The organism is Enterococcus sp. AZ196, assembly GCF_050498845.1.
Taxonomy (GTDB): domain Bacteria; phylum Bacillota; class Bacilli; order Lactobacillales; family Enterococcaceae; genus Enterococcus_A; species Enterococcus_A murrayae.
Window position 1 is genome coordinate 1,997,641 of sequence record NZ_JBIPAM010000001.1, and the last position, 15,558, is coordinate 2,013,198.

The 15,558-nt window shown below is 40.3% G+C and carries 8 protein-coding genes; 5 read left to right on the top strand and 3 right to left on the bottom strand.

The genetic code is table 11. From position 1 onward, the window contains the following. Nucleotides 1-52: 52 nt before the first annotated feature. Nucleotides 53-1,069 carry a PocR ligand-binding domain-containing protein gene (locus tag IGI67_RS09635; RefSeq protein ID WP_429957556.1) on the bottom strand — a complete coding sequence of 339 codons (1,017 nt, stop codon included), beginning with the start codon at nucleotides 1,067-1,069 and terminating at the stop codon, nucleotides 53-55. 170 nt (nucleotides 1,070-1,239) lie between these two features. On the opposite strand from IGI67_RS09635, the gene IGI67_RS09640 reads away from it, so the two are divergent. From IGI67_RS09640 to dhaL, 4 genes are read left to right on the top strand one after another with little or no spacing between them, the layout of a single operon-like run. Then, entirely contained in the window at nucleotides 1,240-2,376 is a 1,137-nt protein-coding gene (locus IGI67_RS09640) for a glycerol dehydrogenase (protein WP_207110441.1), read from the top strand. 41 nt (nucleotides 2,377-2,417) lie between these two features. Beyond that, nucleotides 2,418-2,816 (top strand): dihydroxyacetone kinase phosphoryl donor subunit DhaM, encoded by a 399-nt coding sequence (gene dhaM, locus IGI67_RS09645; protein WP_207110442.1) that lies wholly within the window; start codon nucleotides 2,418-2,420, stop codon nucleotides 2,814-2,816. Nucleotide 2,817: 1 nt separating this feature from the next. Further along, entirely contained in the window at nucleotides 2,818-3,801 is a 984-nt protein-coding gene (gene dhaK, locus IGI67_RS09650; protein WP_429957557.1) for a dihydroxyacetone kinase subunit DhaK, read from the top strand. Between the two features lie 30 nt (nucleotides 3,802-3,831). After that, a complete protein-coding gene (gene dhaL, locus IGI67_RS09655; protein WP_207110444.1) occupies nucleotides 3,832-4,428 on the top strand; it encodes a dihydroxyacetone kinase subunit DhaL in 597 nt (198 codons plus the stop codon). 203 nt (nucleotides 4,429-4,631) lie between these two features. Here dhaL and IGI67_RS09660 read toward each other — a convergent pair whose 3' ends face one another. Continuing rightward, complete coding sequence (locus tag IGI67_RS09660; RefSeq protein ID WP_207110445.1) at nucleotides 4,632-5,984, bottom strand: PcsB-like coiled-coil domain-containing protein; 1,353 nt, start codon at nucleotides 5,982-5,984, stop codon at nucleotides 4,632-4,634. 461 nt (nucleotides 5,985-6,445) lie between these two features. Between IGI67_RS09660 and ypfJ the strand changes: the two genes are divergently transcribed. Further along, on the top strand, nucleotides 6,446-7,342 hold the full coding sequence (ypfJ, locus tag IGI67_RS09665; RefSeq protein WP_429957558.1) for a KPN_02809 family neutral zinc metallopeptidase: 897 nt from the start codon (nucleotides 6,446-6,448) through the stop codon (nucleotides 7,340-7,342). A gap of 130 nt (nucleotides 7,343-7,472) precedes the next feature. On the opposite strand, the gene IGI67_RS09670 is transcribed toward ypfJ, so the two are convergent. Continuing rightward, the gene (locus IGI67_RS09670; protein ID WP_429957559.1) at nucleotides 7,473-15,464 is read right to left on the bottom strand and encodes a VaFE repeat-containing surface-anchored protein; all 7,992 of its coding nucleotides are present in this window, start codon (nucleotides 15,462-15,464) and stop codon (nucleotides 7,473-7,475) included. Between the last annotated feature and the right edge of the window lie 94 nt (nucleotides 15,465-15,558).

The window sequence follows — 15,558 nt, forward strand, 5'->3', positions numbered from 1 at the left end:
AAAAGACTCTCTCTAATTGAAAGAGTCCTATCTGATAGCTTTTACTCAACAGCTATTCTGTTCGCATTTTCTCTTTTCGATAATTCAATGGCGTAACGCCCGTAATTTTTTTAAAGCTTCGAACAAAATAACTGGGCTCAACAAACCCAAGTGCATCACTGATTTCACTAATCGCCCAATTTGTCGTTTCCAACAGTTGTTCTGCCCAATAAACTTTTAACCTGCCATATATTTTACTGAACGGTTCACCAAACTCCGCCTTTAATAAACGGCTCAGGTAACTCGGCGAGACATTGGTCACAGCCGCCAAAGTTTTTAGATCAATATGACGCTCTTTATTCTCAAACACTAGATCGATCGCTGGCTGCAGCAGCTTATTTTTGGCTAAATACACGCCGTTAGACTCTTGCAGACGGTTTTCTAACTTTGTATATTGGATATCTTTTTGTACGAACTCTAAATCTAACACATCCTCGTTAAATGATGTCTTCTGTTTTGAAAGACGTAAAGTTTGTTTATACGCTTTGATCAGATAATCCTTTTTGATCGCCTCACTAACGATGTATTCACTAATTTTCTCCAGCATTTCCGCTGATTTTTTCAAGTTCTCTTGACTAAATCGCGGATAGTGATCGATCAACTCCTGATGTTGCTTTTTGAATGTTTTCAAATAGAGTTGATCCTCTAATTGCAACACTTGCTCCAACTCTTCCTGCCCTTCAGCTAATAAAATCTCCCCAGCCATAATAGCTCCTACATAGCGATTGTCAATCATAATGGGAATCGCCATATCGACAATATTAAAATGGCAGCGATAAAAAAATGGTTGCCCTGTTCGAACCGCTTCAAGCCCGCCTCGCGAATCACACTTTTCACAGTAAACAGAAAGCTCCGGATGATTACGAACCAATTGACAAAACGGTTTCACTTCACTATGTCGCGTAATCGGTTTTCCTCGATAATCCACCAAAATAATAGCTAAATGCGTGGCGATCGCAATACTTTCTTGAACCGCCTCCCATTTGTTCAAATCCAAAACCTGTTCAATATCAAATTGTGTATTACTCACACGATCACCTCTCCATTGCATTATAGAACTTTCTTGTAAAATCACAAAATAATCCTATTTAACAAAATAGTTCAATTGATTTCTGCAAGAAAGCGGTAACATAGTTCAATGCTTTTCCTGTGAGAACGCTTTATGATTACCTTGTACTTAAAACTAAGGAGGTTTCACCCATGAGAAAAGCATTAATTTTACCAACTAAATACGTTCAAGGAGAAGACGAGTTACTAAACTTAGGCTATTTTGTTGCAACATTCGGTAAGAGCGCGTTGCTGATCGCCAATCCTGATGATGTCGAACGTGTCCGCCCGCAGCTTGATGCGACAGCGAAGAGATTCAACATTTCATTTGTTGAAGGCGGATTCAATGGCGAGGTGACCCGAGATGAGACCCAACGTTTGCAGGCGATCGCTAAAGAGAAGCAAACCGATTGTATTATTGGATTGGGCGGCGGAAAAGCAATTGATGCCTCAAAGGTCGTTGCTGAAGGCGAGCGATTGATCATCGTACCTACGATTGCAGCTCAAGACGCACCAACTTCACATTCGGCTGTACTTTACCATGCTGATGGCTCTTTTGACGACTATGCTTATTTCAAGCAAAGCCCTAGCGTCGTGCTGGTAGATACTAAAGTCATCGCCAAAGCACCTACTCGATTCCTAGTTGCAGGTATGGGAGATGCATTATCCACCTATTTTGAAGCTCGTGCCACCCATAATTCCTATTCACGAGTAAATGCAAGCCTGCCAATGGGATCTCGTGAAGGGTTGACTCCTCCTGCCAGCGGTACTTATGCGGCATTAGCGATGGCTAAGCTTTGTTGGGAACACCTGCAAGAGGATGGGTTAAATGCAAAAATAGCCTGTGACGCTAACCTCGTAACAGAAGCATTAAATAAAATCGTAGAAACGAACATCTTGCTATCTGGTTTAGGTTTTGAAAGCGGCGGATTAGCTGCAGCTCATGCAATCCACAATGGGATGACTGTTCTTTCAGGAACTCATCATTACCTTCACGGAGAAAAAGTAGCCTTTGCGACTTTAGCACAGCTAGTTTTAGAAAACGCAGAAACAGCTGAAATAAATGCTGTGATGGATTTCATGGCAGCGATTGGCCTACCACTTACCTTAGCCGATCTTGGTGTCGAATCAATCACCTTTGAAGAAGCCTTAGAAGTAGCCAAAATTGCTTCAATCTCAGAAGAATCGATTCATTCAATGCCGTTTCCAATTGTTGAAGAAGAAGTTGCCAATGCCATCATCGTTGCTGATCGAATCGGCCAAGCCTACAAAGATGCTCATCAAAAATAACCCATTTACAGATTGATCAAAAAAACGAAAGGAGCAGTTTGATGAACAAAGCAATTTTACTAATTTCTCATAGTCAAAAAATTACAGATGGAATCAAGGAAATGATCGAACAGATGGCTCAAAGCGAATCGCTTCAAATCATTTCTTTAGGCGGCACTTCCGATGGTGAATTAGGAAGTGATCCGACCAAAATCGTCGAAGCAGTTAACAAAGCGAAGTCAGTCGATAAATTCTTCGTTTTCGCCGATCTAGGCAGCGCCGTTTTAAGTGCTGAACTAGCCTTTGATATGTTAGAGGAGGATCAACAGGCTAAGTATGTTTTGGTTGATGCCCCATTAGTTGAAGGCGCATTCGCTGCTGGAATTACCGCGAGCGTTTCCGATGACGTCGAACATATTTTAGCAGAAGCAAAAAATGCTCCTATGAAGGGTTGGAATTAAAATGAAAAAAATCATCAATGAGCCAAAAGACAGTATCGAAGAAATGCTTACTGGTATCGTCAAAAGCTACCCTGAGCTCGTCCATCGAATCGGTGATTCTCGGGTTATTGCAAAAAATACCACCGCTAAACAGGTAGGACTTGTCTCTGGCGGCGGCAGTGGACATGAGCCGGCTCATGCAGGTTTTGTCGGCAACGGAATGTTGAGTGCCGCTGTCTTAGGTGATGTATTTACTTCACCCACACCCGATCAAATCGAAATAGCCATCAATGAAGCAAATCAAGGCGAGGGAGTCCTATTGATCGTTAAAAACTATACTGGGGATATTTTGAACTTTGAAATGGCTAAGGATTTAGCAGAGATGAACGATATTCCTGTTGAGATCGTTGTAGTAGATGATGATATCGCAGTAGAAGACAGTACCTACACAGCTGGTAAACGCGGAGTAGCAGGCACTGTCTTGGTCCATAAAATTCTTGGAGCTAATGCTAAAAACGGAGCAAGTCTAAACGAGCTAAAGGCACTAGGCGATCGTGTCGTTTCATCTACGAAAACAATCGGCGTTGCCTTAAAAGCGGCAACAGTTCCAGAAGTTGGCAAACCGGGCTTTTCACTCGCTGAAGATGAAATTGAATTTGGTGTCGGCATTCATGGTGAACCAGGTTACCGCAGAGAAAAATTACAGCCTTCGAAAGCACTAGCTAAAGAACTTGTTGGAAAGCTGATTCATGCTTACGATCAAAAGCCCAAAAAAATTGGTGTCTTAGTCAATGGGATGGGCGGCACACCATTAATGGAACAGTTTATCTTTATCAATGATGTTTTGAATTTGCTGATTGAAGAAAATATCCAGGTTTCTTTCCATAAAGTCGGCAATTACATGACCTCTATTGATATGCAGGGGGTATCACTGACTTTCATTGATTTAACAGATGAGACTTGGCAAAAAGCTTTATCGGCCGATGTCTCAACAATCTCTTGGTAAAAAGAATAGCTATTAAAGGAGTAGGAAAGAATGAGAGTAACAGTGAAAGAAATTCAAGCTTGGTTATCAGACTTTGGTAAATCTATCGAAGAAAATAAAGACTATCTAAGCGAATTAGACACACCAATTGGTGACGGTGATCATGGAAATAATATGAACCGAGGTATGAGTGAATATAGGAGTGCCTTTGAAGCAAAACAGCCAAGTACAATTAGCGATACCTTCAAGGTTCTTTCCATGGCATTGATCTCTAAAGTTGGAGGCGCTTCTGGTCCCTTATATGGTTCAGCTTTTATGAGTTTAACTAAAGCGACAAAAGATATTACAGAAATTACTAGTGAGAAACAATTAGGTGAATTGTTAGAAGCAGGGTTAATAGGTATTCAATCTCGTGGAAAAGCAACCCCTGGAGATAAGACCATGGTGGATGTCTGGTACCCCGTTGTCCAAGAATTAAAAAAAGCGGCTTTGTCAAAAGATAGCATCAAAGCAGCTGAACAACACACAAGCGAACTACAAGCTAAAAAAGGGCGCGCTTCCTATTTAGGAGAACGTTCGATTGGCCATGTTGATCCCGGTGCCGCCTCTAGTGCACTGCTTTTTCAAGACTTGCTAACTTATTTATAATTCTAGTTATTGCTTCTCGATTTGAAAAATTCTAGTTAGCAATCTCTTTCTATTCGAAAGGCTTCGCGAACTCGCTCAGCTTATTATCGATAAAGCTAGTCCGTGAAGCCGGTTATCGTTAAAGCGGTTGATTCAATTTTTTCCCTTTTTTGAAATTCAAAAAAAGAGTTTCCGAAAAAATCGGAAACTCTTTTGCTTATTTCTTATGGGTGAATATATTGTAAGCCGGCTGCGCTTAATGTCGCAGTATTTGGTCCAGTCGGTGATGGGAATCCCATACCGCCTTGAGTTATAGTGATTGTATTATTTGAAGCATTGTATGATTGAACATAAGCAACGTGTCCGTATGAAGGGTCCGCATTCCATGTTCCAACTGATTGACCTTGCGCAAAGACAACGATCGAACCAGCTGCTGGTGAGCCGTCTACTTGGAAACCATCAGCTGCTGCTGATGCGCCCCACTGGCATCCGTTCCCCCAATAAGTGCCAGCCCAAGGTGCAACATTTTTAACATACCATGTACATTGTCCTACTGCATACATATTACCAGAACCTGTGTGATCCACTTTGTTTCCGCCTGTCCCTGTTGATGGTGCAGGTGTTGGCGCTGGTGTATTTGTATCATTGGCTGAACTTGTTGTCTCAGTTTTTGATTCTGTCGTTGCAGAAGATGACGTTGAACTTTCTTCACTCGTACTTGATGATGCAGTAGAAGTTGAGCTTTCAGCTGCCTCTTTGGCTTGCTCTGCTTGTTCTTGAGCTGCTTTAGCTTGAGATTCTTCGAAAGCTTTTTGAGCTTTTTCCGCTTCTTTGGCTTGGCGTGCTTCTTCAGCTTTACGAGCCTTTTCAGCATCCTGCTGTTGTTTCAAGACACGGGCTTGTTCTGCTTTTGCTTCTTCTTGTTGTTTCTTCAATTTAGATTTATCTTGTTCAGCTGTTGCTTGTTCTGCAGCATAGTTTGCTTTCACAACATTCAATTCAGCTTGTTTGTTAGCAATCTCATTTTTTTGTGCTTCCAATTCCTTTTGGTTCGTTTGAATTTCAGCAACTTTCGTTTCATTGTCTTTGACTTTTTCTTCAACCGCTTTTTCGTCGGCTTTTTGCTGTTCCATCAAAGAATGGTTTGCTTTGACCATTGTTGACATCGCTTGAACTCGGCCAATTACATCTGATAATGAGTCTGCTTCTAAAACAGCTGAAACATAATTAGAAGCTTGTCCCTTCACCTGTGTATCACGGGCTTGGTTCTTGATTACTTCGTTACGTTTTGCGATACGTACTTTCAAAGTAGCGATTTTTTCTTGCAACTTCATTGTATCTTTATTTAATTGATCTTGCTTTGCTTCTAAGTCTTTGACTTTTCCGCTGACTGTAGCAATTTCACCTGTTAATTCATCAATTTGTGTTTGAACATCCGATTGTTTTCCTTGCAAATCACTAATTTTTTGATCTTTTTCTTGGATTTGTTGATCGTAGTTATCGGCTAAAGCAATACTTGGTACTGCTGATACAGCGATTGTACAAACTAACAATGCTGATAATAAACTCTTTTTCACTAATTATTCCTCCGGCTATTATGTTGATTTAGAATGATAGATCGCATAACGTCAGAAGTAATTTTAACACAGTGATATATCATGCATATAAAAGAAATGTTACAAATACATTTCAATAATATTTTTTAAATTATTGAATAAACATCGAATAGCCTTGATTTATCAACATTTAGATGCCAATTCTGACTGAAAACGCTCGATTCTTTTTTACCCAAATATTTTATAAACTATCAAAATAGTGAAAATAAATACAAAGATAAAAGTAAAACTTATCAAGTTCACATTAAATATTTCAACAGATTCTCTCGCATTAAAATAACAATTCTTATAATTCAATCGATTGAATACTATCCGCCCTACTTAAAAAAGGCTTATTCTCCAAAGTAGTTATTGATCATAATTTTTGGTTCTATCGGGCTTTTCGAATAAAATAAACTTGAGAGAAAAAGGGGGAAAGTATTATGCGTTGGCGAGGAGATCGGCAAAGTTCAAATGTCGAGGATCGATCAGGCAGCAGCGGCCGTCCGACAGGGAAAATGGCTGCTGGTGGAGGTATCGGCATTTTTTTGATTGCTATTATTGTTTTCTTTATCTCAGGCGGTGATTTAAGTACAGTGACCGATACTTTGGGTGGCGGTATTACCCCTGCAGCCTATGAAACAAAAAATGTTTCTTCAAAAGAGTACACGGATCAAAAAGAATTTGCGGCGGTTGTTTTTGCCCATTTGGAAGATTATTGGAATGATGAATTCGAACAACTTAACGAATCCTATCAAAATCCGAAGCTTGTGCTATTCACTGATAGTGTTCATTCTGCTTGTGGACAGGCTAGTTCACAGGTCGGACCATTTTATTGCCCTGCAGATCAAAATGTATACTTGGACTTGAGCTTCGCTGATGAGCTATCTAATAAATATGGTGCAACAGGGGACTATGCCATGGCTTACGTTATCGCTCATGAAGTTGGGCATCACGTCCAAAACGAGCTAGGTATCTCTGCACAGTTGGATAAGATAAGACAGCATGTTTCTGAATCTGAATACAATCAATATAGCGTTCGTTTGGAATTGCAGGCCGATTATCTAGCTGGCTGCTTTTCAAAATACTTAGCGGGGGAAACCTACCAAGGCCAACCGATTTTGGAAGAAGGAGACATTGAAGAGGCGATCGCTGCAGCGAACGCGATTGGAGATGATACCTTGCAAAAGGAATATCAGGGCTATGTAGTACCGGATAGCTTTACTCATGGTTCTAGCCAGCAACGAATCAATTGGTTCAAACGCGGCTTGAAATATGGTGATTTGAATCATGGAGATACTTTTAATGAAAAGAATTTGGATTTAGCTACCGCAGCCTAAAATTTATTTTTCATTGAAAAAGCCCATTCAGCTCAATTCACACCTTTTAGAACGATAAAAAGCCCCGCTCAAAAATATTTTTGAGCGGGGTACTTTTTCGTTTGGAATAACTCACGTCGAACTTCGAGAATTAAACTTGTTTCTTTCTATAGAAATACAATGCACCTGCTAGAACAACGATAACAAATCCGATATATGGTAGAATCTTCAATACTTGTTCACCAGTCTGCGGTAAAGTCCCCCCGCCGCTAGTTCCGTATGATGATCCACCCGACAAGTTGCCACCATCAGTAAAGGTGTCCCCCTTAGTAGACGGCAGGTCAGGATTCGTCTTCTTAACTGTCACGGTTTGCGCCTCATCATTAATGTCTTCATGAGAACCGATCAAATTGCCCTTCGCGTCAAATAATTTTTCGAAGGCTACCAGTGTTAAGTCATTCGACAATAGGCTGCGACGGAAAGTGAAACGCATCTCGACCGTTCCAGTGCCCGTGTCACTTGCTACAAAAGTTGATTGACTCTCTACTTCACGCCCCATGACAGTGAAAGGTGCGTTTGCTTCTTTCATCATCAATTTCCCGCGAACAGTATAGCTTTCACCTGGAATTAGATTTTCATAGAAGATGATATCATGGATAATAACGTCTTCATCACTATCTTTACTGATTTCAGCTGCTTGCGTCCCAACTTTTGGATAATGAACGGACTGATCTTTGTCCTCCATATCCGTGTGAGCTGCTACCTCTTTTTTGTCTTGATACAAGGTTTCAAAAACAACGACAGTTTTACCAGCTAAATCACCCTTCGTGATCTTAAATTCCAACTCAATAGTACCATCGCGTTTCGTTGCTTTAAATGTCTTTTCTGCATGAACCTCGTTGCCATCACGAGTTAAGAATGGCTTGTTGGTCGCTTTATCCATCAAGACACCTTTCACCGTGTATTCTTTGCCTACAATCAGGTTTTTGTAGCTAACCTCATCAACTACTGTTACTTCATCATCAGCAAAGCCTTCATTCGTACCTGAGTCCTTATCTTTTGCTTTTGTTGAAACCTGCGGCTGACGAACAGTTTGATCCTCATCTTCAAGATCTTCGTGAACGCCAACCAATTTTCCTTCCGCATTGTAAAGTTTTTCGAAGACAACCAACACTGTTTCTTCGTTAATTTCATTGCGTGGGAAAATGAATTCAACCTCAATCGTACCCGAACCTGTTTCAGAAGTCGTAAAGGTTGCCTTACTTGTTACTTCTTTTTCAGCAACAATAAATGGTTTGCCAGTTGATTTATCCATTAAGACACCTTCAACGGTATACTCCTTACCAGGAACAAGGTTTTCATAGGAAACGATATCTTTGATTTTTACATCTTTATCCGTACTTCCCGTTGTTTGAGAAGCTTGTGTCCCAACCTTCGGATAAGTGACTGTTTGAGCTTCATCTTCGATATCTGTATGGGCTGCCACTTCTTTTTCATCATGGTAAAGTGTTTCGAAGACAACCACTGTTTTTCCTGCTAGATCGCCGCGTTTGATAACAAATTCCAAATCGATCGTACCATTTGATTTTTCTGCTTTAAAGGTCTTCTCTGCACGAACCTCATCACCTTCACGAGTCAAGAATGGTTTTCCGGTTGCTTTGTCCATCAAGACACCTTTAACGGTATAGTTTTGACCAACATTTAAATGCTGGTAAGAAACGGTATCCACGATCGTCACTCGTTCGTTGGCAAGACCTTCATTCATTTCAGTATCTTTGTCAATCGCATCTGTCTCTAATTCAACTTCTGGTTTGACTTCGACCGTCTGATCTTTATCATTGATATCTTCATGAGTACCAACGAGTTTATCAGCCGAATTGTAAAGTTTTTCAAAGACGACTAGATTCTTAGGATCTTCTAAGGCTTTACGACTGAATGCAAACTCAACTTCTACTGTACCCGTACCTTTTTTATTTGCTGTAAAAGTCGCTTCACCAGTGATTTCCTTGTTATCTACCTTGAAGGCTTCACCTGTTTCTTTATCCATCAAGACACCAGTGACTTTATATTCTTTACCTGGCACTAGATTGTCATAAGAAACGATATCCTTAATCTTCACAGTATCTCCGTGAATACTTGTTTCAGAGGCTTTTGTTCCGACATCAGGATAGTTGACGGATTGATCTTTATCATTAATGTCCGTATGTGAACCAACTTCTTTATCTTCGTGGTAAAGTTTTTCAAAGACAACGACTGTTTTACCAGCCAGATCCCCCTTCGTTACCACAAACTCAAGATCGATCGTGCCATTTTGTTTTTCTGCTGTAAAGGTTCTTTCAGCATGAACTTCTTTGCCTTCGGTTGTCAGGAATGGTTTCCCCGTTGCCTTGTCCATCAAGACACCTTTAACCGTGTATTCCTGACCAACATTTAAGTTTCTGTATTCAACAGTGTCAATGATGCGGACCTCTTCTTTCGCAAGTCCTTCATTCATTTCAGTATCTTTATCAACCGCTGTTGTTTCTACTTCAACTTCGGGCTTCACTTCAACCGTTTGTTCTTTGTCATTGATGTCTTCGTGAGTACCAACTAGGACACCTTTAACACCATAAAGTTTTTCAAAGACGACTAGTTCTTGGTTTTCCTTCAACGCATTACGATTGAAGGTGAATTTTACCTTAACCGTTCCTGAACCTGTTTTGCTTGCATGGAAGGTTGTTGAACCAACAACTTCTGCTTTATTTACTAAGAAAGGTTTGCCAGTCGCTTTGTCCATTAAGACACCGTCAACTTTGTATTGTTGCCCCGGCTTCAAGTTTTCATACGTTACAGTATCTTCAAGCACGATGGTGTCACCATGAATCGAAGTTTCCGCTGCTTTCGTACCAACCTTCGGATAATTGACTGATTGGTCCTCATCCTCGATATCGGTATGTGAGCCCACTTCGACATCTTCATGATAAAGAGTTTCAAAGACGACAACTGTTTTGCCTGCTAAATCACCTTTTGTTACCACGAATTCAAGATTGATCGTGCCATTTTTCTTCTCAGCGGTAAAGGTTTTTTCAGCATGAACTTCTTTACCTTCAGTTGTTAAGAATGGTTGATTCGTTTTCTTATCCATCAAGACACCCTTAACGGTGTATTCTTTACCGATTTGAAGATTTTTGTAAGAAACGGTATCAACAATGATTACTTCTTCTTTTGCTAATCCTTCATTTTGTTCCGTATCTTTGTCGATAGCTTTCGTTTCCACTTCTGGGAAATCGACTGTTTGGTCATCATCATTGATATCGGTATGAGAAGCAATTTCTTTTTCTCCTAGATACAATGTTTCAAAAACGACGACTGATTTACCAGCTAAATCACCTTTTGTAATCTTAAATTCAAGGTCGATCGTACCATTCTGTTTTTCAGCTGTAAAAGTTTTCTCTGCTGAAACGGTTTTACCATCTGTTGTCTTAAATGGCTGATTTGTTCCCTTATCCATCAAGATACCTTTGACAGTGTAATTTTTACCTACAATCAAGTTCTTGTAAGAAACTGTATCAACGATCGTTACTTCTTCCTTCGCATTTCCTTGATTCATGCCGGTTTCTTGGTCTTTTGCAGATGTTTTCACTTCTGCAGGAGGCTGTACCGGCACCGTCTGGTCTTCGTCATCGATATCTTCGTGAGTCGCAACAACTTTTCCAGTAGCGCCATACAGACGTTCAAAGACTACCAGTTCTTTATTGTCCTTCAACGCACTGCGATCAAAGGTAAATGTTACTTTAACTGTTCCCTTACCTGAATCTGGTGCTTTAAAGGTTGTTTCGCCGGTCACTTCTTTACCATCAACTAGGAATACATTTCCTGTTGATTTATCCATCAATTTACCTTTAACAGTGTATTCTTTTCCTGGAATTAAATTTTCATATGACACATTATCCTCGATAACTACTTTATCACCGTGTATACTAGACTCAGCGGCTTTCGTACCGACTTTAGGATAAGAAACGGTTTGGTCATCGTCTTCTATGTCAGTATGGGAGCCCACTTCTTTGTCTTGGTTGTATAGTTTCTCAAAGACTACAACTGTTTTACCAGCCAAATCTCCTTTTGTTACTACAAACTCCAATTCGATCGTGCCATTTTTCTTCTCAGCAATAAATTTCTTCTCAGCATGGACTTCCTGACCTTCGGCGGTTAAGAATGGCTGCCCAGTTGCTTTATCCATCAATACACCTTTAACGGTATACTCACGGCCAACAATCAGATTTTTGTAACTCACTTCATCTTTGATCGTTACTTTTTCTGCTGCGTTTCCTTCATTCGTTCCTGTACCAGCATCACTGGCGTTTGTTTCCAATTCAGGATAATTTACTGTTTGATCTTTATCAGTAATCTCCTCGTGAACCGCGACTTCTTTTTCACCTTCGTAAAGCTTCTCAAACACGACTACCGTTTTTCCGCGCATGTCTGTTTTCTTCACGACAAATTCTAAAGCGATCGTGCCATTTTCTTTATCTGCTAAGAATGTTTTTTCAGCGGTTACCTTCTTGCCTTCAGAATCAACAAATGCTTGGCCTGTTGATTTATCCATCAAGACACCCTTAACAGTATATTCGCGTCCTACTACTAAATCCTTATAAGAAACGGTATCGATGATTGTCATCTCTTCTTTCGGCTGACTGTTTTCATCTACCGCATTTCCTTCATTGATTTCAGAATCTTTGTCCTTCGCACTTGTTCCAATTTCAATTTTAGGTCGAACAATCACGTTTTCCGTCTCTTCACCTTTTTTACCAGTGTGAACTAAATTCCCTTTGTCGTCATACAATTTCTCCACATATCCATATGATCCGACTTCTTTTGGTGTAAATGTTCCTGATTTGTATTCACCAGAAGCACTGACTTTGATCTTATCAGAAGTCCAGACAATATCTGCTGCTGTCGCGTTTTCAGCAGTACTAAAATCATTGATCTTATCGGAGAATTTGTATAAATCAACGATTACATAGTACCCATCTGGAACAGTCGTCTCTAAAATCACCGTGTCATAGATTGGTTCTCCTAGATAAGTGTCATTACTAGACGCCTTCGTATGAATATTTAGCTTGTGTACATTAAAAACTTCTCCAGGATCGCCGTGTTTTCCTTCATAGATAACTTTATTGGTTTTAGTATCAACAACCTTTGCGACCCAGCCGTATGTTCCTTCGTCGGTTACTCGAACATCCTCTAAGCCGTAACCTTTAGCGTTTGATTTATATTCGCCATACTTTTTGATTGGCATTCCTTTAGAAGATTTAGCGATTTCCTTAGGTTGTGAATAATCAAAATCATTGGCTTTGTCACTGTACTTATATAGTGTGAAGGTTACTTCTGCATTGTCACTTGTCAAGGACTTGTTCACATGCAAACTGTCATACACAGGAATATTAGAAAAAACATTTTCTTCATTTACTTGAGTATAGAACTCTTCCTCACTACCTGATGGGACATGAACCGTTTCAGAAGGAATACCGTAATCTGTTTGGAATTTAGCCAAACGTCCTGAATCGGAGCCGCCAGTAACAACGATCGTATACCATCCTGCTTTATCAAAAGCTTTAAACTCAGTTGTCCGTAATTCACCAGAGATTAGCGGTGCTTTTACAACATCAAAAATTTCTGCACCAGCAGGGATTTTATCATCTCGAATGGGTTTTGTTGGACTGTAGTACATGGTGAAAGTAGCAGTCAGCTCTTCAGCCGTTTCGCCGCCAGTTCCCCAACCATTCGGCAAATTGTAGTCCCCATTCTTATCTGGGTCACGATCTTTACCAATCAATTCAGGATTTTTGCTGCTCCAATCATTCAAATTGCCTTTGCCATCGATTGACAGCCCCCACATTCCAGGAAGATCCAGCACTTTGATCGTGTCGTAAATTTGAGCACCAACTGTACCTGAAGCATCTGAAACGGTTGTTTCAATATTTGGTACCCACGGAACAACAACATACTCATCCTTGCTGCCAAAGTTCGAATGCCATTCTTCCGTATAGGTTGTAGATGTGATTTCTTCTACCCACACGTACCATCCTTTTTCTGTTACCTCAATCTCAGGCGTAGTAAACGTACCGTTTCCATTGATTGTTGTTGAAACAGATCCAGCAACTTTTGACCCTGCCGGCACGGTTGTTTTTCCACCTTCATGTTGATTGGGACTTTGAATAAAGTCTGGCTTAGTCAAGTAAGGACCATATAAGGTACTCTTAACAACTAACTCATGGCCATCTTTGTTTCCAGAAACCGTTAATTTATCAGCAACTTTCCCACCTTTTGGTGATAATTGCGCTACGGTTGTTTCCGTTTTTACCTCTGGTTTCCATTTAGTGATCGTTTTTTCATTGTCGTCATTAAACGGTGCTTGAAAACCTTTCGTAAAATGCTCTTGATTTGCTTGATCTGCCACAACAACTTTCAATACTGGATAATAAAAACCTGGTCCAGTTGATTTGTGTTGAGATGTGACAGTGTAATCCCCGGCTGCGGTTACGGTTTGAGTATCGCTGCCGATATAAGAAATATCTCCCGGCAAGCTATTTACATCAAGCTTTTGCGTACCATAGTCGATTACTGAGTAATACCAATCAATTTGGAATTTCACTGGAACCTTATTATTCGTCCCGATAATCGTTGGCCAATTTCCTTCAGCCAAAGAAATACTCACTTTATCTGCTAGGTTTTCGCCTTCTTTGATTTGCACCTTAGAAACCGTTGTTCCTTGAACTGCAAACTTTTCAATGACTTTGGTTTTTTCGTTCTCTTCATTAAATTGCGCTTGGAAACCTTTTTCAAAAGCATCCGGTGTATTCTGATTGCTCTTAATTAGTTTTAAAACAGGATAATAGAATCCTTGTTTGTCGGCGACGTTTGCCGAAGGTACCTCTCTTGCACCCGGAGCATTTACCGTGAATGTATCCGTGTGAGGTAATTTTGTTACATCTCCAGGTAAACTATTTACATCAATTTTTTGATTTCCATAATCTGTTGGCGAATAATACCAGTCAATTTCAAATGAAGCCGGGACTGGCGTTTCAGTATTAACAATATTCGGCCAAGGCTTGTTTCCTTCCACACTAATCGATACTTGATCAGATAACTGTTGTCCGATTTGCACATCTTGTTTAGAAACAGTTGTTCCGATTGGCGTGAACTTTTCTTGCACTTTTGTAAACTCAATCTTGGCTGACGCTTCTTTACTTAGCCCAGTAGCAGTATAGGCAGTTATCATATTCTGACTGTCTGCCCAAGCATAACGCTGCATTTGGTGGCCAGGAAGTTTAGTCACTTTTGCCGTAATGTTCAAGGGATTGCCAGCTGGTCCTTGGTTCGCTGTATAGTTGTCTAATTCAGCAATACTGTTTAAGGTAATTGTTCCAGAACCTGCTCCACCGGACTTAGGTACAAATTGTCCTCCTGTCATACTCATTTCTAACTTGCCGCCAAACAGACGCAAATCAACATTTTTCATCTCTTTACCTGCTGCTGATTTAAGCGATAAGTTCATATTAGCTTTCTTTTGACCCGCAACTTCAGTTAGATTTAGTGATAATGTATATGGTCCATAATAATCATTAGCCAATGCCCTGATTTCATCATTCTTCTTTTTAGTCGCAACAGCTTCTGCATCACCACTAGTTAATCGACTGTTAAATTTTGTTAAAAAATCAGCTCTAGTTGCTGAAGATGATTCCAACTCGGTATGGGTAAAATATGACATCGCTGCATGGTTCGTATGGTCTGGCATCGGCGCAGCAACTAATACGTGATACATAAATGCCCCTATGGCTGCTGCATTAGACGAATCTACTGACTTACTAGCATTTGTAAAATTAGATGATGGGCTTACATATTTCCCTGACTCTGTACAAAACATGAACTTATTCCCCATCGGTTCATTTCCGCCTGTAGCATAGGAAATAGTCCGTACATCTCCTGCACCACCTTCAAACATATAACCGTAAGCATTTTGCCCATAGCCAGTATTCCCGCTTGCCGGTTTTGCCTCAACGATCATAGACAGACCATTGACACCCAATGACGACAGCACCATAAAAATGGTCGCTGTTACTCGAGTCATTTTGCCAAGAATTTTTGTGATTCTTGTTTTCATTCTCGTACACTCCTTTTCTTTTTCGCTCCTTTTTTCATCAATAATTTTCTTGCTTGCTGCCCGTTAAGCGTCACCTCCCTAATGTTTTTAAACT